This window comes from Nocardia terrae (genome assembly GCF_009760405.1).
Classification (GTDB): Bacteria; Actinomycetota; Actinomycetes; order Mycobacteriales; family Mycobacteriaceae; genus Nocardia; species Nocardia terrae.
The window spans coordinates 207,805-232,816 of record NZ_WRPP01000003.1; the positions used below are offsets into that span (position 1 = coordinate 207,805).

The 25,012-nt window shown below is 70.0% G+C and carries 20 protein-coding genes; 13 read left to right on the forward strand and 7 right to left on the reverse strand.

The window, feature by feature from the left end; translation table 11 throughout:
• Positions 1–41 precede the first annotated feature (41 nt).
• Positions 42–1,022 (forward strand): hypothetical protein, encoded by a 981-nt coding sequence (locus GPX89_RS16435; protein WP_157388452.1) that lies wholly within the window; start codon positions 42–44, stop codon positions 1,020–1,022.
• Between the two features lie 224 nt (positions 1,023–1,246).
• Here GPX89_RS16435 and GPX89_RS16440 read toward each other — a convergent pair whose 3' ends face one another.
• Both GPX89_RS16440 and GPX89_RS16445 read right to left on the reverse strand, forming a co-directional pair.
• Positions 1,247–2,293, reverse strand: a complete 1,047-nt coding sequence (locus tag GPX89_RS16440; RefSeq protein ID WP_157388453.1) for a serine/threonine-protein kinase — start codon at positions 2,291–2,293, stop codon at positions 1,247–1,249.
• Between the two features lie 88 nt (positions 2,294–2,381).
• Entirely contained in the window at positions 2,382–5,738 is a 3,357-nt protein-coding gene (locus GPX89_RS16445; RefSeq protein ID WP_328601906.1) for an error-prone DNA polymerase, read from the reverse strand.
• Between the two features lie 148 nt (positions 5,739–5,886).
• Between GPX89_RS16445 and GPX89_RS16450 the strand changes: the two genes are divergently transcribed.
• From GPX89_RS16450 to GPX89_RS16465, 4 genes are all read left to right on the forward strand, one after another.
• Positions 5,887–6,873, forward strand: a complete 987-nt coding sequence (locus GPX89_RS16450) for an SDR family NAD(P)-dependent oxidoreductase (protein WP_157388454.1) — start codon at positions 5,887–5,889, stop codon at positions 6,871–6,873.
• Positions 6,874–7,179: 306 nt separating this feature from the next.
• The gene (locus tag GPX89_RS16455; RefSeq protein ID WP_157388455.1) at positions 7,180–8,409 is read left to right on the forward strand and encodes a sensor histidine kinase; all 1,230 of its coding nucleotides are present in this window, start codon (positions 7,180–7,182) and stop codon (positions 8,407–8,409) included.
• 3 nt (positions 8,410–8,412) lie between these two features.
• Entirely contained in the window at positions 8,413–9,069 is a 657-nt protein-coding gene (locus tag GPX89_RS16460; RefSeq protein ID WP_328601907.1) for a response regulator transcription factor, read from the forward strand.
• A gap of 77 nt (positions 9,070–9,146) precedes the next feature.
• Positions 9,147–10,613 (forward strand): nitrilase-related carbon-nitrogen hydrolase, encoded by a 1,467-nt coding sequence (locus tag GPX89_RS16465; RefSeq protein WP_157388456.1) that lies wholly within the window; start codon positions 9,147–9,149, stop codon positions 10,611–10,613.
• On the opposite strand, the gene aspS is transcribed toward GPX89_RS16465, so the two are convergent.
• Complete coding sequence (aspS, locus tag GPX89_RS16470; RefSeq protein WP_157388457.1) at positions 10,564–11,853, reverse strand: aspartate--tRNA(Asn) ligase; 1,290 nt, start codon at positions 11,851–11,853, stop codon at positions 10,564–10,566. The genes GPX89_RS16465 and aspS overlap by 50 nt on opposite strands.
• 232 nt (positions 11,854–12,085) lie before the next feature.
• Between aspS and GPX89_RS16475 the strand changes: the two genes are divergently transcribed.
• From GPX89_RS16475 to GPX89_RS16485, 3 genes are all read left to right on the forward strand, one after another.
• A complete protein-coding gene (locus GPX89_RS16475) occupies positions 12,086–13,351 on the forward strand; it encodes a hypothetical protein (RefSeq protein ID WP_157388458.1) in 1,266 nt (421 codons plus the stop codon).
• 128 nt (positions 13,352–13,479) lie between these two features.
• On the forward strand, positions 13,480–14,226 hold the full coding sequence (locus GPX89_RS16480; protein ID WP_157388459.1) for a hypothetical protein: 747 nt from the start codon (positions 13,480–13,482) through the stop codon (positions 14,224–14,226).
• Positions 14,227–14,524: 298 nt separating this feature from the next.
• Positions 14,525–16,195 carry a DNA polymerase Y family protein gene (locus GPX89_RS16485; protein ID WP_328601908.1) on the forward strand — a complete coding sequence of 557 codons (1,671 nt, stop codon included), beginning with the start codon at positions 14,525–14,527 and terminating at the stop codon, positions 16,193–16,195.
• Position 16,196: 1 nt separating this feature from the next.
• Here the strand turns inward: GPX89_RS16485 and GPX89_RS16490 are convergent, their stop codons facing one another.
• A complete protein-coding gene (locus GPX89_RS16490; protein WP_157388460.1) occupies positions 16,197–17,765 on the reverse strand; it encodes an ArnT family glycosyltransferase in 1,569 nt (522 codons plus the stop codon).
• A gap of 243 nt (positions 17,766–18,008) precedes the next feature.
• Here GPX89_RS16490 and GPX89_RS16495 point away from each other — a divergent pair, with 243 nt between their 5' ends.
• The 4 genes from GPX89_RS16495 (at position 18,009) to GPX89_RS16510 (ending at position 21,659) form a co-directional block, all read left to right on the forward strand.
• Positions 18,009–18,773: an alpha/beta fold hydrolase gene (locus GPX89_RS16495; protein WP_328601909.1), complete on the forward strand. Its 765-nt coding sequence runs from the start codon at positions 18,009–18,011 to the stop codon at positions 18,771–18,773.
• 24 nt (positions 18,774–18,797) lie between these two features.
• Positions 18,798–19,358: a YdeI/OmpD-associated family protein gene (locus GPX89_RS16500; RefSeq protein ID WP_328601910.1), complete on the forward strand. Its 561-nt coding sequence runs from the start codon at positions 18,798–18,800 to the stop codon at positions 19,356–19,358.
• Positions 19,355–20,332, forward strand: coding sequence for a sucrase ferredoxin (locus GPX89_RS16505; RefSeq protein WP_328601911.1), 978 nt, complete (start codon positions 19,355–19,357; stop codon positions 20,330–20,332). The genes GPX89_RS16500 and GPX89_RS16505 overlap by 4 nt, the downstream gene beginning before the upstream one ends.
• Before the next feature lie 172 nt (positions 20,333–20,504).
• Positions 20,505–21,659, forward strand: coding sequence for a serine/threonine-protein kinase (locus tag GPX89_RS16510; protein WP_157388461.1), 1,155 nt, complete (start codon positions 20,505–20,507; stop codon positions 21,657–21,659).
• 6 nt (positions 21,660–21,665) lie between these two features.
• Here GPX89_RS16510 and GPX89_RS16515 read toward each other — a convergent pair whose 3' ends face one another.
• Genes GPX89_RS16515 through GPX89_RS16525 form a run of 3 tightly spaced genes read right to left on the reverse strand, consistent with a single transcriptional unit; the run spans position 21,666 to position 23,990 of the window.
• Positions 21,666–22,307 (reverse strand): response regulator transcription factor, encoded by a 642-nt coding sequence (locus GPX89_RS16515; RefSeq protein ID WP_328601912.1) that lies wholly within the window; start codon positions 22,305–22,307, stop codon positions 21,666–21,668.
• Complete coding sequence (locus GPX89_RS16520) at positions 22,308–23,621, reverse strand: ATP-binding protein (protein ID WP_157388462.1); 1,314 nt, start codon at positions 23,619–23,621, stop codon at positions 22,308–22,310. It lies immediately after the preceding gene.
• Between the two features lie 36 nt (positions 23,622–23,657).
• Complete coding sequence (locus tag GPX89_RS16525; protein WP_157388463.1) at positions 23,658–23,990, reverse strand: hypothetical protein; 333 nt, start codon at positions 23,988–23,990, stop codon at positions 23,658–23,660.
• Positions 23,991–24,320: 330 nt separating this feature from the next.
• Between GPX89_RS16525 and GPX89_RS16530 the strand changes: the two genes are divergently transcribed.
• Entirely contained in the window at positions 24,321–24,980 is a 660-nt protein-coding gene (locus GPX89_RS16530; protein ID WP_157388464.1) for an MspA family porin, read from the forward strand.
• Positions 24,981–25,012: the final 32 nt, after the last annotated feature.

Below are 25,012 nucleotides of genomic sequence, written 5' to 3' on the forward strand. Positions count from 1 at the left end.
CCACCGGTGGCGGGGAGTGGCCACCAGGGAAGGAAAGACAGATGATCAAGCGTCTCGTATTGCTACTCGCGGCCGTGGCGGGGGTGATCCTGCTGGCGACGGGTACGGCCGCGGCCGGACCGGTCACCGTCGACGACGCCTCGAAGGTGCTCGATGTCGCCAAGGTGACCAATGCCGCCAATCAGCTGTCGGATCCGGTGCACATCTTCACCACCGAGAAATTCTCCGACGATCGCGGCAAGTTCGATCAGGAGACCCAGAGCAAGGTGTCGGGTCAGAGCGACGTGGTGCTGGCCATCAATACCAAGTCGCACTTCTTCACGATCCGCACCGGCACGAATTCGCACATCAAGGACACCAGCTCCGCGGGTGCGGCGTTCAAGAGCGCCTACGGCACCGGCGATTACACCGGTGCGACGATCGCGGCGCTGGGCGCGCTGAAGGTCTCGAGTGAGCAGGGCGCGCCGACCAAGGCCGGCAACCCGGCCCCCGCCCCGGCGGCCAAGCCGGCGTCCAAGAGCAGCGGGTGGGGCTGGCTGGGCCTGCTGTGCCCGATCGTGATCATCGGCGGCATCATCGCGGCCGTGGTCGCCTTCATGCGCCGTCGCCGTAACCCGCCGCCTCCGCCCGCGCAGTTCGGCGGTCCCGCGGGCGGTTTCGGTGGCGGCTATCCCGGCGGTCCCGGCTTCGGCGGTCCGGGCTACGGCCCGCCGCCCGGCCGTCCGGGCATGAGCCCCGGCGCCGCGGCCGGTCTCGGCGCGGTCGGCGGTGCCGTCGGCGGCGGCCTGCTCGGCTACGAACTCGGCCGCATGGAAGGACGCGACGAAGAACGCGACCGCAACGACTACAACCCGCCCCCGGAATCCGGTGGCGGCTACGACCCCGGCCAGCAGCAGTGGGGCGGCGGAGGCGGTGATTACGACTTCGGCGGCGGCGGAGGCGATTTCGGGGGCGGCGGGGACTTCGGCGGTGGCGGGGACTTCGGCGGCGGTGGCGACTCCGGGGGCGGCGGCGACTTCTGACCGCTCCGCGACACGGTTGCGGCCCTGACGGAAACCCTTGGCGCGCCCGGTACTTCACCCGAAGTACCGGGCGCGCCCGCGTTCGCTTCGAAGGAGACCCGCCACTGCTGTACTGCTCATCCCCTGCCGTTCCGGCGCGTTGTGGCCGGAACCTCCGGCGACAGTGCGGATCCGAGCGCATGCCGAAGTGACGAGGAGTCGCGATCTCGACGTTCGCAGGGATCTCACCTGCGGGTGGTCCTTCTCCGGCGGCCCCAGGCTGCCCAGTACCAGCGCGGGCGCGGTCCCGCGCCCGGCGTGCTCCGCCCCTTCGCGCCCCGGGCCGTCCAGTCCCGACTCGGTGCGACCACGTCTCCGGGGGCGCCCGGGCCACCGGAAACCGGTGGCGCACTACGCGTATTCGAGGGCGCCGGAGCCGGGTGGCGCGGCGCGCGGGCGGGCGAGGCGCCGGGGACCGGGGCGGTCAGGGCGCGGTGCGCGGCCTGGGCGAAGGCGACGCAGGAGGGGTAGCGCTGGGCCTGGGTTTTGGCCAGGGCGGTGGCGAAAACCGTATCGAGCGCCGGGGGCAGGCCGGGACGGCGGATGCGCAGTGACGGCGGGGCGGTGCGGAGGGTGGCCTGGATGAGGGCGGCCGGGTTGTCGATGGGGAAGGGGGGCGCGCCGGTGAGGAAGTGGAACAGCGTACAGGCCAGGGAGTATTGGTCGGTGCGGTGGTCGAGGGGGTGCCCGACGAGTTGTTCGGGGGCGGCATAGGCGAGGGTGGCGGTGAAGGTGCCGGTGCGGGTGAGGCGGGTGGCGGCGTCGTGGAGTTGGGCGATGCCGAAGTCGGTGAGCAGCGCCCGGACACGCGGGCCGCGTTCCAGCAGGATGTTGGCGGGCTTCACATCCCGGTGCAGCACACCGCGAGCGTGGGCGTGGTCGAGCGCGGCGGCGATCTGGGCCACCACCTGCACGGCGACCGCGGGCGGCAGGGTCGCCGATTCGGCATCGGGTCCGTCGACGTATTGCATGGCGATCCACGGCGCACCCCGTTCGAGACCGCGGTCGTGCACCGCGACGATGTTCGGATGCTCGAGCCGTGACACCGCCTCGGCCTCGCGTTCGAAGCGACCGCGAATCTCGCTGTCGGCGAACATCTCCGGGCCGAGCAGCTTCAGCGCCGTCCAGCGCGGCAACCGCGGGTGGCGCGCCAGGTAGACAGCGCTCATGCCACCCCGCCCCAGCAGCCGTTCGATGGTGTACCCGGCGACGACATCGCCCCGCTGCAGCAAATCCCCACCCCCGTGTTCGTTCCTCGGGCCGAACTGTACCGGTATCGGCGGCGGCGGCGGCAACCGAAATACGTTGTCCGCGCGATGGTCAGCGGAAGTCGCGGGAGCGGCCCTCGATGCGCAGGTCCATGCGCTGCAGATGCTCGGCGACAATCGTCACCGCCCCCTCGGCGTTCTGTACGCGGCCGCGGATGAGCAGGGCGGGCGCGGTGGTGGCGAGGCGGCGGTAGCGGGCCCACAGGCCGACCGAGCAGACCACGTTCACCATGCCGGTCTCGTCTTCCAGATTGAGGAAGGTGACCCCGCCCGCGGTGGCCGGGCGCTGCCGGTGGGTGACCGCGCCGCCGACGAGAATCCTTGCCCCGTCGCGAATGTCGAGCAGGCGGGCGGCGGGGACGACACCGAGCGCGTCGAGGCGTTCGCGCAGGAATTCGGTCGGATAGCTGCCGGGTGAGACGCCGGTGGCCCACACGTCGGCGGCGGCCAGTTCCAGCGCGCTCATGCCGGGCAGGGCGGGTGCGGCGGTGGCCGCGCCGGTGCCGGGCAGCCGATCGGGTCGTTCCCCGGCGGCCGCGCCCGCCGCCCACAGCGCCGCGCGGCGGGTCTGGCCGAGGCTGCCCAGCGCACCGGCGGTGGCCAGCGCTTCCGCTTGCGGCACACTCAATTCCACGCGTCCGGTGAGGTCCAGGAACGAGGTGTAGGGCCCGGCCTCGCGGGCGGCCACGATCTGTTCGGCCAGGTCGGTGCCGATGTGGCGGACCGCGGCCAGCCCCATGCGGATGTCCATGCCCTTCGCTTCCAGCGTCGCCTCGGCCAGGCTGTGATTGATGTCGGGCCCGTGCACCGCCACCCCGTGCCGGCGCGCGTCGGCGACCAGGGACTGCGGCGAGTAGAACCCCATCGGCTGGGCGCGCAGCAGGCCCGCGCAGAAGGCCGCCGGGTGATACAGCTTGAACCAGGCCGAATAGAACACCAGCGAGGCGAAGCTCTGCGAATGGCTTTCCGGGAAGCCGAAATTCGCGAAGGCGTACACCTTCTCGTAGATGCGGTCGGCCACCTCGCCGGTGATGCCGTGCAGGTCTTTCATGCCCTGGTAGAAGCGGGCCCGCAGCCGCTCCATCTTCTCCGACGAACGTTTGGATCCCATGGCCCGGCGCAGCTGATCGGACTCGGCGGCGGTGAATCCGGCGATGTCCACGGCCATCTGCATGAGCTGCTCCTGGAACAGCGGGATGCCGAGGGTGCGTTTCAGCGAATTCTCCAGTGCCGGATGGTCGTAGACGACCTTTTCCTTCCCATTGCGCCGCCGGATATAGGGGTGCACCGATCCGCCCTGAATGGGTCCGGGCCGGATGAGCGCGACCTCGACCACCAGGTCGTAGAAGTCACGCGGCTTCAATCGCGGCAGAGTCGCCATCTGCGCACGGGATTCCACCTGGAAGACGCCCACGGAGTCGGCGCGGCACAGCATGTCGTAGACGGCCGGGTCGCTCAGGTCCAGCTGATGCAGTTCGATGGTCTGGCCCTTGTGCTCGGCCACCAGGTCGATCATGTAGTGCAGCGCCGAGAGCATGCCGAGCCCGAGCAGGTCGAATTTCACCAGACCCGCCGCGGCACAGTCGTCCTTGTCCCACTGCAGCACGCTGCGGTCGGCCATGCGCGCCCATTCGGTCGGGCACACGTCGGCGATGGGCCGGTCGCAGATCACCATGCCGCCGGAGTGGATGCCCAGATGCCTCGGCAGGCCCTCCAATTCGCCGGCGAGCGCGAGCACATCGTCCGGGATCTCGGTGTGCTGTTCCTGTGCCACGCCCGTCCACCGGCTCACCTGCTTGCTCCAGGCGTCCTGCTGCCCGGTCGAGAAGCCCAGCGCGCGTGCGGCATCCCGGACCGCGGACCGGCCGCGATAGGTGATCACATTGGCCACCTGCGCCGCGTACTCGCGCCCGTATTTGGCGTAGACGTGCTGGATCGCCTCTTCGCGTCGATCCGATTCGATGTCCACGTCGATGTCGGGCGGCCCGTCGCGCTCCGGCGACAGGAACCGTTCGAACAGCAGCTGGTTCTCGACCGGGTCGACATTGGTGATGCCGATGGCGTAGCAGACCGCCGAATTGGCCGCCGAACCCCTTCCCTGACACAGGATGTCGTTGTCGTGGCAGAAGCTGACGATGTCGTGCACGACCAGGAAGTAGCCCGGGAAATTCAGTTCGGCGATGACCTTCAGCTCGTGTTCCAGCTGCTGGTAGGCGGCCTCGTTCCCGGCATAGGAGCCGTAGCGCCGGGCCGCGCCCGCGAAGGTGAGCTCGCGCAGCCACGAGTTCTCGTCGTGCCCGTCCGGCACGTCGAAGGGCGGCAGCTGCGGTGCGATCAGGCTCAGGTCGAACGCGCATTCCCGGCCCAGCGCAACGGCATTCGCCACCGCCCGCGGGCAGGCCGCGAACAGCCGGGCCATCTCGTCGCCGGAGCGCAGGTGCGCGCCGCCGGTGGGGGCCAGCCAGCCCGCCATGTCGTCGAGGCTGGATCTGGCCCGGATGGCGGCCAGCGCCATGGCCCGGCGCCGCTGCGGCGGTGCGGCGAAATGCGCTCCGGTGGTGGCCAGGACGGGCAACCCGACCTTGTCGGCGAGTTCGATGAGACGGGCATTGCGCTCGTCGTCCTCGGGAATCCCGTGGTGGGTGAGTTCCACGCTCACGTGCTCGCGGCCGAAGCGTTCCACCAGGTCGCGCAGGGCCGCCTCGGCCGCCGCGTCGCCCTGCTGGAGCGCCTGCCGCACAGCGCCTTTCCGGCAGCCGGTGAGAATGTGCCAGTGCCCGCCCGCGGCCTCGGTGAGCCGGTCCAGGTCGTAGCGCAGGATGCCCTTCTCCCCCGCCGCCATGTGCGCGGCGGCCATCTCCCGCGAGAGCCGGCGGTAGCCCTCCTGCCCGCGCGCCAGCACCAGCAGATGCGGTCCGGCCGGATCGGGGGTTCCGGTGCGGGGCTCGGAATTCAGTGCGGCGGAATCGTTTTCACGGCCGCGTCGCCGACCGCGCGGCACCAGGTGCGCTCCGGCGCGGGCCCTGGTGCCGATGGACAGCTCGGCTCCGAAGATGGTCGGCATGCCCCATTCCTTGGCCGCTTCCGAGAAGCGCACCACCCCGTAGAAGCCGTCGTGGTCGGTGAGCGCGAGCGCTTCCAATCCCAGCCGCACGGCCTCTTCCACGAGCTCTTCGGGCTGACTGGCCCCGTCGAGGAAGCTGTAAGCCGAATGCGTGTGCAACTCGGCGTACGGCACCGTGGGCCGCTCGACCCGCCCGAGCTCTCCCGCCTCGTATTTGTCCCGCTTGCGTGACCAGGCCGGACTGTCGCCTCCGTCACCGTCGAGCTGTTTGCGCGCCGGATCGGGTCGCCCGGACAGCACCCGTTCCATTTCCGCCCACGACGGCGGGCCGTTGTGCCAGCCCACGACCCACCTCCCTGCCAATCCGACCGGTCTCGAGTATCGAACATACATTCGAAACCGAGTGGTCTCTACAGCGGCACGCCAAACGGTCGTGGCGCGCTAACTGACTCTGGAGTAAGTTCGAGGCAATTCCACATGCAAGGGAGCAGCGATGACGGATCTCTCGGCCGATAAAAGCACCGGTTACCTGGCCCGACGACGCGCTCGGCGCGATCTGACCGGCAAGCATGTCGTCATCACGGGCGCGTCCTCCGGCATCGGCCGCTCGGCCGCGTTCGAGGTCGCCAAGAAGGGTGCGGTCGTCATCCTGCTGGCCCGCCGCGCCGACGAGTTGTCCACCGTGGTGGACGAGATCAATGCCGCGGGCGGCACCGCCTTCGGCTACCAGTGCGATGTCACCGATCAGGACTCCGTCGACAAGACCCTGAAGACCATTCTCGACACCCACGGCCACGTCGACATGCTGGTCAACAATGCGGGGCGCTCCATCCGCCGCGCCGTGCACCGCTCCACCGACCGCATGCACGACTTCGAGCGCACCATGGCCGTCAACTACTTCGGCGCGGTGCGCATGACCCTGGGCCTGCTCCCCCAGATGCGCGAGCGCAAAGACGGTCACATCGTGAACATTTCGAGCGCCGGCGTCCAGGTCGCCACCCCGCGCTTCGCCGCCTACCTGGCCAGCAAGGCCGCCCTCGACAAGTTCGCCGAGGTGACCGCCGCCGAAATGCTCTCCAGCAACATCACTTTCACCACCATCCACATGCCGCTGGTCCGCACCCCCATGATCACCCCCAGCGGCGACCAGGGCGCCGGCACCCAATCCCCCGAATGGGCCGCCGCCCTCATCGTCCGCGCCCTCACCGAGCGCCCCCGCCGCATCGACGTCCCCGTCGGCACCCTCGCCGAATACGGCCAGCTCTTCGCGCCCGCCATCAAGGAACGAGTCCTCCACCGCTATTACCGCGCCCTCCCCGACTCCCCCGCCGCCAAGGGCGAAGCCGTCCCCGAGCCGGAACCCATCGACGCGGAAGTCCCTGTCCCCCACCGCCGTCGCCGCCCCGTTCCCCCGGCCGTCCGCGCCACCGGCACCGTCCTCCGCCGAGCCGCCCGCCTCGTCCCCGGCACCTACTGGTAACCAACACCCCATGAGCATGCGTTTTCGAACGCAGCACGCCGAGAAGACCCGTACCCCGGTGCCTGATCGTCGCCGATGAGGTGAGGTGGCGGGGTGCTGCGCGGACCGGCAGTCGACTCGGTCACGGCGGACCGGGGACCGTCCTCGCGCCGGGGCCCCAGTGGCGGTCGGATCGTGCTGTGGTGCGGTACCTTTCCGCGTGCCGGGCTGGAGCGTCGGTACGGGAGCTCGCTCTCGGGTATGAGGCGGGGATCATCCTCGCGCGGGAGGCGGACCGGGGTCGGGACGGGGCAGACTCGTTGGACCATGGACAGTCAAGTCGTCGCGGGAGGCCCGGCGGAAACGGGGTTTCGCCGCCGGGTGCCCTGGTTGGTGGGCTCGGTGCCCGGGTGGGTGGTCGATGCCGTTGTCACGGTGCTGGTGACGGTCGCGACGGTCGCGCCGGAGGTCGGCGAGGGGCGACCGTGGTGGGTGGTCGGCGCGGGGTTGGTGGCGTCGGTGCCATTGCTGTGGCGGCGGCGGGCGCCGTTGGTGATCGGGGCGGTGGTCGGTACCGCGATCACCGTCCTGGCGTGCGCGCACGCGCTGCCCGCGTTGCCGTATGGAACCGTGGTGTGCGCGTACACGATTGCGGCTTACTGCGATTCGAGGGCGCGGTGGGTGGCCGTCGGGGTGGGGGTGGCCGGGATCCTGATGTCGCTGGCGCTGCCCGATGAACCGGCCGAGGCCTATGCCTATGCGGCGCTGTCGTTTTCGACCGCCTGGACGCTGGGCACGGGGGTGCGGGCGCGGCACGTGCAGATCGAGTTGTTGCGGGAGCGGGCGCGGCGGCTGGAGGAGGAACGCGGGGCGGCGGTGGCGCGGGAGCGGGTTCGGATCGCGCGGGACGTGCACGACATCGTCACGCACGCACTGGGTTCGATGATCGTGCAGGCCGAAACCGGGCCGCTGCTGACACGCAGTGCCCCCGGTCGCGCGGACGCGGTCTTCGCGGGTATCGCGGATACAGGCCGGGTGGCGGTGCGCGATCTGCGGCACAGTCTCGCGGTATTGCGCGACGGGTCGGCACAGGCGCGGCATCAGCCGGGCATCGCGGCCATCCCGGATCTGGTGGCGGGCGTGCGGCTCGGCGGGCTGAGTGCGGAGTTGGTCGAGAGTGGCAGGCGCGCAACGGTACCCGGCGAGGTGGACGTGACCGCGTATCGGGTGGTGCAGCAGGCGCTGGCGAACACCCTCGAGCACGCGCGGGCCGGGCAGGTGGAGGTGGTGCTGGACTGGGCGCAGGACCGGCTCACCGTGCGGATCGGTGACGACGGCATCCCCGTGGGCGACGACGCGGCCGTGACCGCCGGAAGCTTCCCGCGCACCGCCGCGATAGGTCCACTCCGGAGTTCCTCGGCGGCATCTGCCCGCTCCGGATCGGGTCTGACCGGTCTGCGCGCACGCGTGGAAGCCTGTGGCGGACAGCTGTTCGCGGGTCGCTCCGCATCCGGTTTCACCGTTCGTGCCGAACTACCTCTCACCCGGGAGGATTGAGCCGTGCGCGTGCTCGTCGTCGATGATCAGGACCTGTTCCGGAGCGGGTTCGCCCTGATCCTGTCGGCGGAGCCCGACATCACCGTGGTGGGTGAGGCCGCCGACGGGCTCGACGCCGTCGCGAAGGCCGAAGAGCTGGCCCCGGATGTGGTGGTGATGGATATCCGGATGCCACGGCTGGACGGTGTAGAGGCCACCGCGCGCATCTGTGCGCGCACCGATGCGAAGGTGCTGGTGCTGACCATGTTCGACGCGGACGAGTACGTCTATGCCGCCTTGCGTGCCGGGGCCAGTGGATTCCTGTTGAAGGACGCCAGGCGTGAGGAGCTCGTCGCCGCGGTGCGCGTGGTCGCCGCAGGTGAGGCGCTGCTGGCCCCCGCGGTCACCCGGCGGGTCATCGAGCAGCTCTCCGGGCATGGGTGGGTGCGGCCGGAGTTGGCGAATCGCCTGTCGGAGTTGACCGATCGCGAGCGCCTCACCCTGCGGGAATTGGCGCGCGGGCAGTCCAACGCCGAGATCGCGCGGGCATTGACGGTCACCGAGCACACGGTGAAAACCCATGTGAGCGCCGTGCTCTCGAAGCTGAGCCTGCGGGATCGCGTGCAGGCCGTGGTGTTCGCCTACGAGGCCGGGCTGGTCGTGCCGGGCCGCGACGGCTGAGCTCGCTCGCGGGAGCGAGGCGCGCTTCGCTCTCGTCGGCGATGTGCGCGCGGACCACCCGGACCAGCATCGATGGGGTGACAATCAAAACCCGCGCCGAAAGCCCCCCGCGGACTTTCCGGCCCGCGAACGCCCTCCCGGCGGCCGCCGCGACGGCCGTCTCCGCGCTGCTGTGGAAGTTCGGCACCGGCATGCATCCCTGGCCCGTACTCGCCGCTCTCGCACCGCTTCCCGTACTGCTGATCGCCACCCGGGTCTCCGCCCGGACGGCCTTCGCCGCCGCTTTCGTGTCCTGGTTCGTCGGCGCGATCCCCTACCTGCGCTACTTCCTCGCCACCGTCGAGCAGCCGCCCCTGTCGTCGATCATCCTGTTGACGGGAACCGCGGCGGTCTACGCCGGTCTGATCCTGTTGACCCGGGCGTTGATCCGCTCCGGCCGCCCCGGCGCGGCGATCCTCACCCTGCCCTCGGGCTGGGTCGTCATGGAGTATCTGATCTCCGTGGGCGGTCCGTTCGGGGCGTGGTGGAGCCTGGCCTACACCCAGTCGGAGGTGCTGCCGATGATCCAGGTCGCGGCGCTGACGGGGTGGCTGGGTCTCTCATTTCTCATCATGCTGATACCGGTGGCCCTCGCGGCGCTGTTCGACACCGCGACGCCGACCCGCACTCGAATCCGCTGCGCGGCAGCCGGACTCATAACGGTGATCGCGGCATTCGGGTACGGCTTCTGGCAGTTGTCGAATTCCCCGGGTGCCACGGTGCCGGTGGGCCTGGTCGCCGTCTCGCAGCCCGAGGACTATGTCCCGGTAGATTCGCCCGACGGCCGGGACATGATCACCCGGGTGGCGGCCGAGGTGGATCGGCTCGCCGATCGCGGGGCGAAGGCCGTCGTGCTACCCGAGAAGTCCTGGCGCGCCACCGAATCCAGCCTGCCCACGCTGGCCGCCCCGCTCACCGAGCTGGCGACCCGCCGCAATGTGCACATCATCGCGGGCGTGCTCCTCACCCGCGGCGACGCCACCGTGAACGCCGCCATCGACTACCCCTCCGGCGTCGTCTACGAAAAGCACTACCTGGTCCCGGGTCTGGAGTCGGACCTGCGCCCCGGCACCTCCTGGACGCAGGTCCCCGGCACCACCTGGTCCCTGGCCGTCTGCTTCGACCTCGACCGCCCCGCCCTGGTCCGCGCCAACCGCGCCCGCGGCGCGACCCTGCTCCTGGTCCCGGCCCTGGACTTCCGCGAGGACCGCTGGCTGCACAGCCGCATGGCCGTCCTGCGCGGCGTCGAGTCCGGTATCGGCGTGGCCCGCGCCCCCCAACTGGGCCAGCTCGTAGCCAGCGACGCCCACGGCCGCCTCCTCGCCACCGCCGACACCGACATCACCGTCACCCGCTCCGTCCTCGCCGACATCCCCCAGCCCACCGCCGAAACCCTCTACGCCCGCTTCGGCGACTGGTTCGCGGCCTTGTCCGCCCTCCTGTTCACCATCGCCCTCACGGCCGCGATCGGCGGGTATCGCGCGGGAAAAGGGTTGCCCACCTGATGTTGTCGGACTCCAGCAGCCGGGACACCCACCGCTCCAACCCGATCGCGAACCCGCCGTGCGGCGGCATACCGTGGCTCATGGCCTCCAGATACGCCGGGTATCGAGCCGGGTCGTCGCCGCGCGCGGTGAGGGCGGCCAGATAATCGGCGTGCTCGTGCAGCCGCTGGCCGCCGGTGACCAGTTCCAGTCCCCGGAACAGCAGGTCGAAGGAGTTGGTCCAGCGTGGATCGCCGGGCTGCGGATGGGTGTAGAAGGGCCGCTTGACGGCGGGATATCCCTCGACGGCGAGGAAGTCGGACCCGTACCGCTCCAACGCCCACTTGCCCAGCAGCCGTTCGTGTTCGGGGGCCAGGTCGGGTTCGTCCGCCGCCGCGCCGGCCAGCTCGAGCGCCTCGGCGAAATGGATCACCGGAATCCGCTCGGGCACGGTCGGCAACGCGAGCCCCAGCCCTTCGACCGCGCCGGCCGCGGTGGCGCGAACCCCGTCGACCATGGCGGCGAGCGTGTCCCGCAGCACCGCGAGCACATCCCGGTGGCTGTCGATGAATCCGAATTCCACGTCCAGCGAGACGTATTGGGACAGATGCCGGGTGGTGTCGTGCGGTTCGGCCCGGAAGACCGGGCCCACCTCGTACACGCGCTCGAACACTCCGGTGAGCATCTGCTTGTAGAGCTGCGGTGATTGCGCGAGGTAGGCGGTGTCCCCGAAGTAGTCCAGCGCGAACACGTTCGCGCCCGACTCGGTGGAACCGTCGACGATCTTGGGCGTCGTCACCTCGGTGAACCCGGCCGCGTCCAGATGCCGCCGGAACCCCGCCATCGAAGCCGCCGCGATCTTCCATACCGCCTGCCGGGCGGGATGCCGCCAGGTCAGCGCCGCGTGGTCGAGCACGGTGGGCAGCGTGGAGTTCAGGGCCGGACGCCACAGTTCGACCGGCAGCGGCAGGGCCGGCGCGCTCAACGCCCGGAATTCCGGCTCGACCACCTCCACCCCGCCCGGGGCCTTCGCATTGGCGATCGGCTTCCCGATCACCCGCACCACCGTCTCCTCGGGCAGCCCCGCGACCTGTTCTCGCACAACCGGATCCGTCACCACGATCTGCGCCGGCCCGGAGCGGTCCCGCAGCACGACGAATACGACGGTGGCCAATTGGCGTCGCCGGTGTATCCAGCCTTCGAGAGTCACCCGCTCGGCGGGATCGGCCTCGGGCAGAGCCGAACAAAGGGTGCGTGCCATCGCATTTCACCTCCTGGTAGTCATCCCCGGGAGGTGTGGGCGATCGGGTATGTCGCGGTGCCACCACACCTTCACGGCCGAAGCCCGGCCGCCTCAGATCGGTCGTTTCCACGGTGACCAACCGCCGCGGCTCGGAGTTCGTCACGCTCGTCGGCGCCGCACCCCGATGCTATCCAGCTCACCGGGCACAACGCCCGTGATTTTCGCGCGCCGAACCTGGCAGGATCACGGCATGACCGAGGTCGACCAATCGAATCCCCTGCTCGCACAACCCGAGTTGTGGGCCGCGTCCTTTCTCGACGAGGCCGCCGAGGAGATGCCCGGCAACGACGACGACCGGGAGGAGGAGTACGACGAGCTCGAGGCGGAGTACGACCTGGGCGAGGGTTACGAATTCCGGGTCGGTGCGGGGTCTTACGGCGCGGCGCTGAGCCTGGTCCACCCGGATGCCGAGCGACCCGTCGAGCTGGGCTGGGACGATCTGGCGTGCTGGCATCCGCACGCCCTGCGCTGGTCCGAGGTCGACCTGATCTGCCGGGCCGCCGCGCTGGCCGATCCCGATGCGCCCTATCCCGGTCCGCATCTGATCATGCTCGGCCGCTTCGCGCCGATCTGCACCGACGACGACGCGCGGATCGCGATCCCGCTGCTGCGTGAGGCTTTCGACGCCGTGCCCGGCCTGGACGCCTATCAACGCCGCGCCTATTCCTCGCACGCCGATATCCGGCCCTGGGGCGCGGACTGGTTCCGGGACGACGAAACCGGTTGGTGGTATCCCGATTACGTCGAGCCGGCGGACAATCCCTACCGGGGTGACCCGAACTACCTGGACGGCGAACTGTATTCGATGCGGTATCCGGACAACGACGAATTCCCTTTCGCCGCATTGGATGCCGCGCTCGATCTGGCGCGGTCCTACTGCGCGTCGATGCTCGAGGAGCCCTGGTCGACCCGCCCCGAGGTCGAGGCGGCCGCCGAGACCTTCGCGGCCGACCCGACCGCGGCGCACCGGGCGGCGCTGCACACCGCGCTGCACACCGCGGGCTGCGACGCGGATTCGGTCCTGGAAGCACTGGACCCCGATGCCGGGGAACTCCGTGCCCTGATCATGACCGAGCTCCTCCTCGGCCTCGAACCGCACACCCTGCCGCACAATCGTTCCGGCGACGCGCCCCCGCCACCCCAGCGGTTCCACGCTCACGTGTCCCTGCCCGTCGCCTCCGCCGAAGCCCCGCGCGAAGGCCCGGCCTCGGACCTGAAACCGCACCTCAATGCCGCCCTGCGGGCCGCCGGGGTGGGATCCACCAAGAACGGACCCGCCCGCCTGGGCCGATCGGACGGCACCTGGGTCGACGATCTCCCGCTGATCGTGATCGACGATTGGCGCAGGGCGGTCGAGGTGATCCGCGAGGTCCTGCGCACCGCGGAAATCCCGGCGGGCAGCAGCATCGAGGTGACCCACGACGGCGAAACCGAGGTGTTCCCCCTCGACGGCTGACCGGTGGGCGCGGACACACGGCTCTTGACGCGTCCTGCTACTCGAGTTCTACTGTGCAGTGATCGAACATACTTTCGATTATGTCAGGTAGCTGAGTCGGTGCCGGATCTCGAGGAGGTGGTCGATAGATGGGTTCGGCTGCGGAGGCCAAGCGGGAGCAGTTGGCGGAGCTGCGGCGGCGGATGGCGGCCGTACCGGCGCGGGGCGCGGAGGCGTCGGCGCAGGTGCCGGTGACCGGGGGACCGCGGCGGGAGGCGCTGCCGGTCCCGGCCGCGCTCGAAAACCTGCTGCCCGACGGTGGATTGGTCAAGGGGTCGGTGGTGGTCTACAACGGCGCCGGGTCCCTGATCGCCGGATTGCTGGCCGCCGTGACCAGCGCGGGCGGGCATGCCGCCGTGGTCGGGCTGCCGCGGCTGGGTCTGCTGGCCGCCGTGGAAATGGGCGCCCGGCTCGACCGGCTGGCCGTGGTCTCCGATCCGGGACCCGACCCGCTCGAGGTTGCCTCGGTATTGCTGGATGGTTTGGACCTGGTGGTCCTCGGCCTCAACGGACTCTCGGTCCCCATGTCCCGCACCCGCGTGCTGGCCGCCCGCGCCCGCGGCAAGAACTCCACCCTGATGGTCACCAACGGCTCCTGGTCGGGCTCGGCCCTGCACATCGACACCCGGGTCGCGGGCTACAGCGGCCTCGGCCGCGGCTGCGGCCGCCTGCGCACCGTCCGCCTCGACGTCTCCGTCCGCGGCCGCTCCGCCCAACCCCGCTCCGGCCACCTGGCCCTCAGCCCCACCGACGGCCGCGTCGAATGGATCTCCGACCCCGACCGGCCCACCGCCGCCGTCCAACCCTTGCGACCGGCCCGTCATGCCGCGTCCTGACCCGCCGGCCGCCCCGACCGCGTCCGGCCAGGCGATACCGCCTGCGGTGCAACGGATTTCCCGCGCACTCAGAGTGCCCCAGCACGCTGGCGGACATCGTGTCGCGGGCTAGCCTCACCGCGCTCGACGCAGCGGAGCCCTTTCCTTGTTCCGGCGCGCCTTTGGCCGGAATCCACCTGAACCAGTTGGAGCACAGCTGGTTTGAATCCCCGCCTGAAGCATGCCGGGATGACGGGGGTGCGTGGCCGCGCTCAGATGACGAGAGTGCGTGGCGCCGCGATGACGGGGGTGCTCGGCGGTGAAGGCGCGGCGGGTGCTGGTGGTGTGGTGCCCGGATTGGCCCGCGGTCGCGGCCGCCGCCGAAGCGCGGGCCGAAGTCACGCGGGCGGTGGCGGTCATCGCGAACAATCGGGTGATCGCGTGCACGGCGGTGGCGCGGGCCGAGGGCATCCGGCGCGGGCTGCGCAAGCGGGAGGCGCAGGGGCGATGCCCGGATCTGCTGGTGGCGCAGGACGATCCGGATCGCGACGCGCGTTTGTTCGAGCCCGTGGTGACGGCCGTGGACGCGACCGTGCCGGGGGTGGAGGTGCTGCGTCCGGGGATGTTGGCGTTGTCGGCACGCGGGGCGGCGCGGTTCTTCGGGTCCGAGGAGGCGGCCGCCGAGCGGCTGGTCGACGCGGTGGCGGCGGTGGGCGTGGAATGCCAGATCGGGATCGCTGACGAACTGTCCACCGCGGTCTTCGCGGCGCGGCGCGCCACCTTGGTCCCGCCCGGCAAGGGCGCGGAATTCCTTGCGCCCATGCCGGTTTCGGCGCTGGCGCTGGAGCCGGTGCTGGCCGCGCCGCAGCGCGCCGAGCTGGTGGATCTGCTGCACCGGCTCGGCCTGCGCCGCATCGGCGACTTCGCGGCGCTCACCCCCGCCGAGGTGTCCTCCCGTTTCGGCGCGGACGCGATCATCGCGCACCGCTGTGCCCGCGCGGTCCCGGAGCGCCCGCCCGCGGCCCGCCTGCCCGCCGCCGACCTGACCGTCGAGCACCGCTGCGATCCCCCGATCGAGCGGGTCGACATGGCCGCCTTCGTCGGCCGCCTGCTCGCCACCGAACTGCACACCAAGCTCGCCGCCGCCGCCGTGGCCTGCACCCGCCTGGTCATCCACGCCGAAACCGAAGCGGGCGACCGGCTTTCCCGCATCTGGCGCTGCGCCGAACCCCTCACCCCGGACAGCACCGCCGACCGCATCCGCTGGCAGCTCGACGGCTGGCTCACCCGCCGCGCCCTCGACCGCGGCCGGGCGTACCGGAACGCGCAGGCCTGCGGGACCGCGAATACCACTGCGCCCGAGACGGACTCGCCGACTGCCGAGGACTGGGACTCCGGCCCGAACGCCGCCATCACCTTGCTGCGCTTGGAACCCGTCGAGGTCGTCTCGTCCGGCGCGCTACAGCTCGGCCTGTGGGGCGGTGTCGGCGAGGACGAGGAGCGGGCCCGCCGCGCCCTGATCCGGGTGCAGAGCCTGCTGGGCGGCGATTCCGTGCGCGTGGGCGTGCTCAGCGGCGGCCGCGGTCCGGAGGAGCGGATCACCATGGTGACTCTCGGCGACGAACCCGTACCCGCCGCCGATCCGGCGCAGCCCTGGCCGGGCCGACTGCCCGAGCCCGCGCCCGCGCTGGTGCTCACCCATCATCCGAAGATCCGGCTGGAAGCCGCCGACGGTACCCCGATCTGGGTGACCGACCGCGGCCTGTTCACCGCGGATCCGGCACTGCTGCACTGGGGTAGCAGTTCGTGGCGGCTCACCGGCTGGGCCGGGCCCTGGCCGCTGGACGACCACTGGTGGGCGCATCGGTTCTCACGGGGTTTCGCCGCCCGCGCCCAGGTGCAGATCCACGCCGAGGACGTCCGCCGCCTGCGCGCCCTGCTACTGCTCGGCTACAACGACGCCTGGCATGTGGAGGGCCTCTACGAGTGACTCAGATACCCAGCGGCAGACGCAGATCCATCATGTCCGGCCAGAGTTCGGCCCAGGGATGCACGGGCCCGCGGCAGATCGAGATCGAGATATCGTTGTTCACGCCGGGAAACCCGTTCGGCACGTTCAGGTGTGACAGCACGGTGACCGAGGCGAACTGCCGCTGCAGCGTGGACTCGGCGCTGTCGAGGCCGACATAGAGGACCGGCCCGCTGTCCGACGGCGGCGGCCCGAAGTACCCGAACCCGCGATTGGGGCTGTACACCGGCGGCAGGTCGTAGTCGCGCCCGAAGTTCTGCAACGCGGCCGCCTGCCAATAGTTCTGGGCGACGATCACCTTCGGCCGCTGCGCCTCCGGCAGTTCCCGGTAGGCGTCGGCGACCTTCGCGGTCAGCTCCGACCAGCCCGAGGAACCGTAAACCATGGTCCGCGTGGAGAATCCGGCCTGGTCGCGAATGGCGCCGTGCGCGCGGGAGGGCGGCTGCGGCAGGGTGACCAGCAGGATGGCGATGATGGCCAGTGACAGCACCACGACCGGACCAGCGACCATGCGCAGCAGTCGCCCGCCGCGGTCGTTCACCGAGTACGGCAGCGAGGCCGCGCCGATGCCGAACAGCACCGGCAGGAATCCCGCTGTGTAGTAAGGCCGTCCGTGCCCGACGAGCACGACGATCACCAGCAGCGCCGAGGCGACGAGCATGAACAGGTAGGGCCGCAGCCAGCGCTGCGTCGCCAGGCACCAGAACGCCCATCCGGCGAGCAATCCGCCGAGCAGGCCGCACAATCCGATCATCTGCGGCATGCACCAGAGCGGTCCGCCGCCGGCCGCGTCCTGTTCGGCGCCGATCACCTTGCTCATGGCCAGTGCCGGCCACCCGTGCTCGTTCTGCCACCACAGGGCGGGCAGGGCCGAGACCGCGAAGATGGCGACGCTCTGCCACAGGGCGCGGCGCCACAACACTTCTCGCGGTCCGGCGACCAGCACGCCGCCGGCCAGGCAGAGCAGGATCGTGGGGATGAACCATTTGACCTGCAGATCGATGGCCGCGACGATGCCGAGCGCGATGAGCAGCCGGTCCTCGCGGGTGCGGATCCACCGGATCATCAGCCAGATGATGGCGGCCTGCAGGGTGGCGTCGAAGGAGAAGGTGCTCAGCTGCACGGCCTGGGTGGCGGCCAGCGGGGAGACCCCGTAGGCGAGGGCCGCGACCAGTTGCGCCGTGCGGGAGCCACCCAACTCGTGGGCGACCGCGGCGCTGATCACGACCGCGCCCATCATCATCAGCACGGCGGGTAATCGCAGCAGCGGCGCGGATCCCGGCGCGATGGAATCGGCCAGGTGCGCGATGAGCGGGATGAGTACGCCTTGATCGGCGTAGGTCAGACTGCGGTGCGCGCCGGCCGCGACGAAGTACAGTTCGTCCCCGAAGTAGTTGTAGCGCAGCGTCGGAATGGCCAGGAATGCCCCGCTGAGTGCGGCGAGCAGAAGAACCCAGACCGTAGCGAAGGGTGGCCGCGGCGGGCTCGGTTCCTCGAGATCGACCGCGGGGGCGGCAGCATTGAGAACCATATTTCCCCGACAGAAAAAAGCAATGTTGAATCGACGAAGACGCTACCGGGACCTATGACCGATTCTCCACAATGTGAAAGTGATCTATTTCACAGCCCGATCTGCTGCGCATCACCCCAGTACAACCCTTGTTTCGCGGTCATTCGTTACATGAATGAATAGGCAACTGAATCGGTCACTCCTATATGACGAGGAGCACAAACCACGGGCCCCCGCCACGGTCGATCCGTACCCTGGATCTTCGTGGAGTCAGCAATCACCAGGGTTTCGCTGGACGACGTGACGATCGCCTACCGGGATTCGGGGGCGACCGGCGGGCATCTCTACAGCGACACGCCGGTGATCCTGGTGCACGGCATGGGCGGGGATGGCCACACCTGGGACCGGTTCGCGGCGCAACTGGTGAAACGCGGGCGGCGGGTGATCATCCCGGACCTGCGCGGCCACGGCCGCAGCGAACACACCGACTCCTACCTCTTCCCGGAATTCGGGGCCGACATCCTGCGCCTGTGCGAGCGGCTCGAACTCGCGACCGTGGATCTGGTCGGACACTCGCTGGGCGGATACGCCATCTCCTGGCTGGCCATGCAGCGCCCGGAACTGGTGCGGCGCTTGGTGATCGAAGAGCAACCACTACCCCTGCGCTCGGGTGACGAGCAGATGACCTTCACGCGGCGCCTGCCGTCGGTGCCCGAGCTGTGGCACGCCACCACCAGCCTGATCCGCCATCCCCGCGCGGTGCTGGCCTTCGACCGGTCCATGACGGGCACGGCGCTCGAGCAGTTCCGCAAGCCGTACCCCGAATGGTGGGAGGGCCTGTCCGACATCACCGCGCCCACCCTGTTCCTGCGCGGCGGTCCGGGCGGCATGGTGGATCCGGCGAAGCTCGAGCAAATGCAGGCGAGCCTGGCCGACTGCACGGTCCGCACCTTCAGCTCCGGCCACAGCATCCATCGCGACCGCTACCACGAGTTCGAGACCGAAGTGCTCCCCTTTCTGGGGCATTGAGCAGGCGGAATCTACAGTTGAACGGTGTCCGCATCCGAGCGTCCCACGCTGTGGTTTCCCGACGAGCCGTCCTTCCGGGACTGGCTGACGGCCAATCACGCGGCCGTGGACGGGATTTGGCTGAAGTTCGCCAAGAAGGACTCCACCTTCACCTCGCTCGACTATGACGGGGCGCTGCGGCAGGCCCTGTGCTTCGGCTGGATCGACGGCCAGTCCCGCAAGCTCGACGACGACTTCTTCATCATGGGTTTCACGCCCCGGCGCCGCCGCAGCCAGTGGTCACAGCGCAACGTGAGCCTGGCGGGCGAGCTGATCACGGCCGGGCTCATGCACCCGGCCGGCCAGGCCGAGATCGACCGGGCCCGCGCCGACGGCCGCTGGGACAACGCCGTCGGCCGCGACCTGCCGCAGGATTTCCTCGACGCGCTGGCCCGGTATCCGGAGGCGGCGGCCTTCTTCGAGAGCCTGCCCATGCAGTCCCGCATCGCGGTGGGTTACCACCTGGGCAGCGCGGTGCGGCCGGAGACGCGAGCGCGGCGGCTGGAACAGGTGATTCAGAAGTTGATCGACGGGAAACCACTGTGACGGGGTTCGAGGGACTGTCGTGTTCGGCTGCGGCGGAGGAGGTTCCGCTACCCGGCAGCGCGACCCGGATCACCGGCTGGCTGTGCGTCGAGCAACCCGGCGCGTGGGGCCGCGATGTGATCGGCGACGAGGTGCTCGGTCCGGCGATAACCCCGGAATTGGCGGCTCGCACAAAAGCCGCACATGTGCGTCCGACACTAATTCGCCGTCCCGGCCGTAATGAATTCACCGGAGTTCGCACAGTTCTCATTGCGAGTTCTCGTCCCGAGGGTTCATGGTGTGAGCGCTTCGAAATCAGTGATCTGCGAGAACTATTGGATATCGACTTGCACTTGCTGAACGGCCCGCCGCCCGGAATCGGTGCGACGGTGACCGATCCGCTGGTTCTGGTGTGCGCGCACGGGAAACGCGATCAGTGCTGTGCCCGGCTGGGCCGCCCGATCGCCGCGAGCCTGGCCGCGGCCCACCCGAACCGGGTCTGGGAGTGCTCCCACACCGGTGGCCACCGCTTCGCCCCCGCCGTCATCGTGCTGCCCACCGGTCTGACTTACGGCCGCCTGGACGAGGATTCGGCGCACGCCATGCTCGCCGCCGCCGACAAGGGCGAGGTCTCCCTGACCGGCTTCCGCGGCCGCAGCTGCTACACCCCGGTCGAGCAGGTGGCGGAGGTGGCCGTCCGCCAGCGCCTGGCCGACGCCTCCTACACCCTGACGACTCCGCTCACCGGCGAGACCGCCACCACCGATGTCGACGCGGGCATCGACGACCTCACCGTGACACCGGCTCCCGACCGGCCTGAACTCTCGACCGACCCAGCCACTTTCGCGGGGTCGGCCGAGGTGAGCCATCGGGACGGCCGCCGCTGGCTGGTCACCGCCCGCGCCCTGGCCTACGCACCCCGTCAGGCCAGCTGCGGCGCAGCCCCCAAACCGGCCACCGCGGTGGTCGCCGACGAGATCCGCCGGCTGCCCTGAGCGGGATGGCGCTTTCGTCCGGAAGGTCAGGAAGACCGGGAGATCCGGCATGATCGTTTCCCGGCCGTCCGCTCGAAGCGAAACGCGCTGTGTCCGTATGGGTCTGGGGTAAGGCCGCAGGTCCGGAGGCCGAGGTCCAGCAAACCTCAGGTTTCGAACCAGGCCAGTCAGGATGGTTTTCCGCTACCCTGCACCCGTGACCGAACGCGCCCGTCCCATTGTCGGCCCCGATTATCTGGTGGCCGGCCGCTACCGACTCCAGTCCAAGCTGGGTGGTGGCGGCATGGGTGCCGTATGGCTGGCAACCGATCGGCTGCTGCATCGGGATGTGGCCATCAAGCAGGTGCTCTCCACCGCCGGGCTCTCCGAGGAGGAGGCGCAGCAGGTGCGCAGCCGCATCATGCACGAGGGGCGGGTGGCGGCCAAGCTGTCGCACGAGCACGCCATCGCCGTGTACGACGTGGTGCTCGAGGCCGGTGAGCCCTGGCTGGTGATGGAGTACCTGCCCTCGCGCAGTGTGGCCAAAGCGCTTGCGCTGGTGGATCAGCTCTCGCCCATCGAGGTGGCCCAGATCGGCGCGCAGGTCGCCGACGCGCTGGCGACCGCGCACTCGGCGGGCATCGTGCACCGCGACATCAAGCCCGGCAACATTCTGGTCGCCGATCGCGGCGACGAGGTCGGCATGGTGAAGCTGTCCGACTTCGGCATCTCCAGCGGAGCCAACGACGCCTCCGAGGAGATCGGCGACGTCATCACCGGCACCCCGGCCTACCTGCCGCCGGAGGTCGCGCGCGGCGCCCGGCCCACCACGGCCAGCGACGTATTCTCGCTCGGCGCAACGCTGTACACCGCCATCGAGGGCCAGCCGCCCTACGGCTTCGACGAGGACAGCAATGTCATCGTCGAGCGCGCCGCCATGGCGCAGATCATTCCGCCCGCCCGCAGCGGCCCGCTCACCGACGTGCTGCTGCACATGATGGAACCGGCTCCGCAGCGCCGCCCCACCATGACCGAGGCGCGCAACGAAATCCTCACCGCCGCTTTCGGACCCGGCACCGCGCCCTACATCCTCAACGCGCCGGTCCGCACCGAGGACGGGACGATTCCGGCGTGGGCGGCCCGCAACTCGGCGGCCGGGCTGCGCAGCCCGCACTCGGCCCCGCTGCCGCGCCCGCAGCGTGCGCAGGCGGCGGCTCCGGCCGCGCCGCAACCGAAGTCGAAGGGTTTGGATTTCAGCGCGCTGGGCCCGAACGCGGGCCCGCTGGCGGTGGCGGTCGGCCTGCTCATCGGCCTGCTGATCATCATCGTGCTGGTTGTTGTGCTGTAAGCGCTCTCAATCGATACGACGCCGGTGCGCCCATCGGGTGAGGGCGTTCCGGTTGGACTGCTGGGTCTTGCGCAGCACGTTGGAGGCGTGCGTCTCCACGGTCTTCACCGAGATGAACAGGGTTTCGGCGATCTCGCGGTAGGTGTAGCCGCGGGCCAGCAACCGCAGCACCTCGAGCTCGCGCGGGGTGAGCGAATCCAGTTCCGGGTCCAGCGGGGGCTCGGGCACCGGCGACTTACCGGTGAACGAGTCCAGCACGAAACCGGCCAAGCGCGGGGAGAAGACGGCATCGCCGCCCGACACCCGCCGAATGCCGTCGGCCAGTTCGGGTCCCGAAATCGTCTTGGTGACATAGCCGCGAGCGCCCGCCCGGATCACCGCGATCACATCCTCGGCGGCGTCGGACACGCTGAGCGCCAAGCACACCGGCCCCGGATCGATCCCCTGCAGCACCGCGACCCCGCCCCCGTCGGGCATGTGCACGTCCAGCAGCACCACATCCGGCGTGGTCGCCTTGATCCCGGCGATGGCCTCGCCCACGCCGCCCGCCTCGCCGACCACTTCCATATCGGATTCGCGGCTCAGCTCCGCCCGCACCCCGGACCGGAACACCGCATGATCGTCGACCAGAAAGACCCGGACGCTCACCTAGTTCTCCTCATCTGACACCGAACCCGACACACTCACATCCTGCTGCACCACCAGCCGCTCGTCACCACCGTCGTTGCGCGGCATGTAGATTCGCACCTCGGTCCCGCTGCCGGGCGCGGATTTGATCTCCACGTGCCCGCCGCGGCGTTCGATGCGGCCGTGAATGGACTTGGCCACGCCCTGCCGATCCTTCGACACCGTATCCGGGTCGAAGCCCTTGCCGCGGTCGCGCACGAACACGCTCACCTGATGCGGCTCCACCTCGGAGTACAGGTCGATGGTCGGCACCCCGGCGTGCTTGGCGGCATTCACCAGCGCCTCGCGGGCGGCCCCGAGCACCGCGGTGAAATGCTCCTTGGGCAGCCCGATTCCGCTGTCGTCGACATCCATCGACACATCGCCGACGGTGACCGGCGTGACCTTCACCCCGTGCTGATCCTCCACCTCGCCGGCGATCGTGCGCAGCGCCGCCGCGAGACTCGACTGCGCCGGCCCGGTGTCCTCGAACAGCCACTTGCGCAGCTCGCGCTCCTGACTGCGGGCCAGCCGCACCACTTCCTGCGGATCGTCGGCCTGCCGCTGGATCAACGCCAGCGTCTGCAGCACCGAATCGTGCAGGTGGGAGGCGATCTCCTCGCGCTCGTCGTTGCGAATCCGCGCCGCGCGCTCGGCATTCAGCGCCCGCACCATGCGCAGCCACAGCGGCACGGTCAGCAGCCCGGCCCCGACCAGCGTCACGGCCACCGCGATCAACGCGGACCCGAGCGAACTGAGATTGATCCGCCCCAGCACCACCACACCCAGGCCCACCACGATGAGGGTGGCCCCGCCGACGATGCGCGCCCACGTCACCACCGACGGCTTGGTCGGCAGCCCGAAGACCGATCTCGGCCCGTCCGCGTCGAATTCGCGCCACACCAGCGCCGCGCCGACGGCGACCACCAGGATCGGGCCCACCACGTGCGCGGCCGACGTCCCGCTGAACAGCCACGCGGTGGCCACCGACAACGCCATGCCCAGCAACGCCAGCCCGATACCCTGCCGCCGCTCCGACCCCTTCGGCGGCGACTCGTCCGCGCCGCCCGGCGTGAAGATCCACAGCATCCCGTACGCCACGATCCCCGCACCGGCCATCGCGGCCAGCAGCACGAACCCGATCCGCACCTTGAACGCGTCGACCCCGAGATGATCGGCGAGCCCGCCCGCCACCCCGCCCACGATCCGCCCACCGGTCCGCCGCACCAACTTGGGCGGGGTCACGGGTGTGACCGCCCCGCGGGCAGGGTCGTACAGGGGCGCGGACGGGTACATGCCTCCGATACTGGCACGGCTACCTGACACCCGACATCAGGAAACACCCCGATTCGAGCCCTGAGGCAGCAGCCCCGGCTCCCACCGGCTGAGCGACACCTCGGCCCGGTCGATGGCCTCTCCGGCCTGCTGGAACGCGAAGTTCGCCGCGTGGACCCGGCCGGATGCCCGGAGGGCGGAGCCCAGGAACAACAGGGCCCGGGTCTCCACGCCACGGCCCGCCCATTCGGCGGCGATGATCGCTTCCCGAGCCGTGGTCTCGGCCGACGGGTAGTCCCCGGCCTGCAGGTGGGCCCGGCTGAGCATCATCAGCGTCCAGCCTTCGATCGCACGCGAGCCGGATTCCCGGGCGAGGTGAACTCCGTTCACGCACAGGCGGACTCCCTCGGCGCGGCTACCGACCCCATCGCGTCGCCGGCTTGTCCGGTCCGGACGATAAAGCCGCCCTGACCTGCCCGGACGCAAATCCGGGCGGCGGCGTCGGCGGGCGCTTCTCAGATCTTCCTCAGACCTGACCGGACGGCCGGCCCGACTCGGCCCGATCCGGACCCGACCGGACCGGATAACTGCTCCGAGGCCGCCGATCTGCGGTTTCCCGCTCTTTCGCGGAAATCGACATCGTCTGCCCCGCAGCCCTTTCCATACCTTCATCTCAGCGGAGCCGCCGGGCTCCGAAACGAGAGTCGGGGAGGACTCATCATGTTCACCAACCACCTGATCGCCAAGACCGCTGTCTCGGGCGTCATCGCCACCGCGTCGTTGTTGAGCGGCTCGCTGGGCATCGCCCACGCCGACGGGGGAATCGCACCGCACGAACGGACGACCACCGCGCCGAACGGCATGAGCATCACCGTCGGCGCGTCCGATCAAGCGGTCCGGTCGGTCGCGCCCATGAACGGCTGGCCGACCAGCCGCGAGGCGTACCTGGACGACACGTTCTACGGCAAGGTCGAGGGCGGGACCGGCAAGATCAAGTACGGCTTCTTCGCGGGCTGCGCGGTCGACCTGGACGTGAAATTCAATGTCGACGGCAAGGTCGGCATCGACGCCAATGTCACGCTCGGGGCCGAGGCGAGCCTGACCGAGGTGACGCCGACCGCGAGCGTGTCCATCGAACCGGAGATCGGCGGCAGCGTCGGATTCGACCTGAGCATCACGCCCGGCAAGATCAAGCAGATCGACCTCGGCGAGAAGCAGTTGACGGGCTCGAACACGGTCTACGCCGTCTTCCGCGACTGGCGGCTCACCGCCGACAACTGCGCCGGCCCGCTCACCGTCAAGCCGTACGTGATCATCGAGGCCAGCTCGCCCGAAGCGGACGCGACCGATGAGATCATGGGCGACGCGATCAGCCTGTGAGATGCCCGATTCGGTGACAAGCGGTAGATACC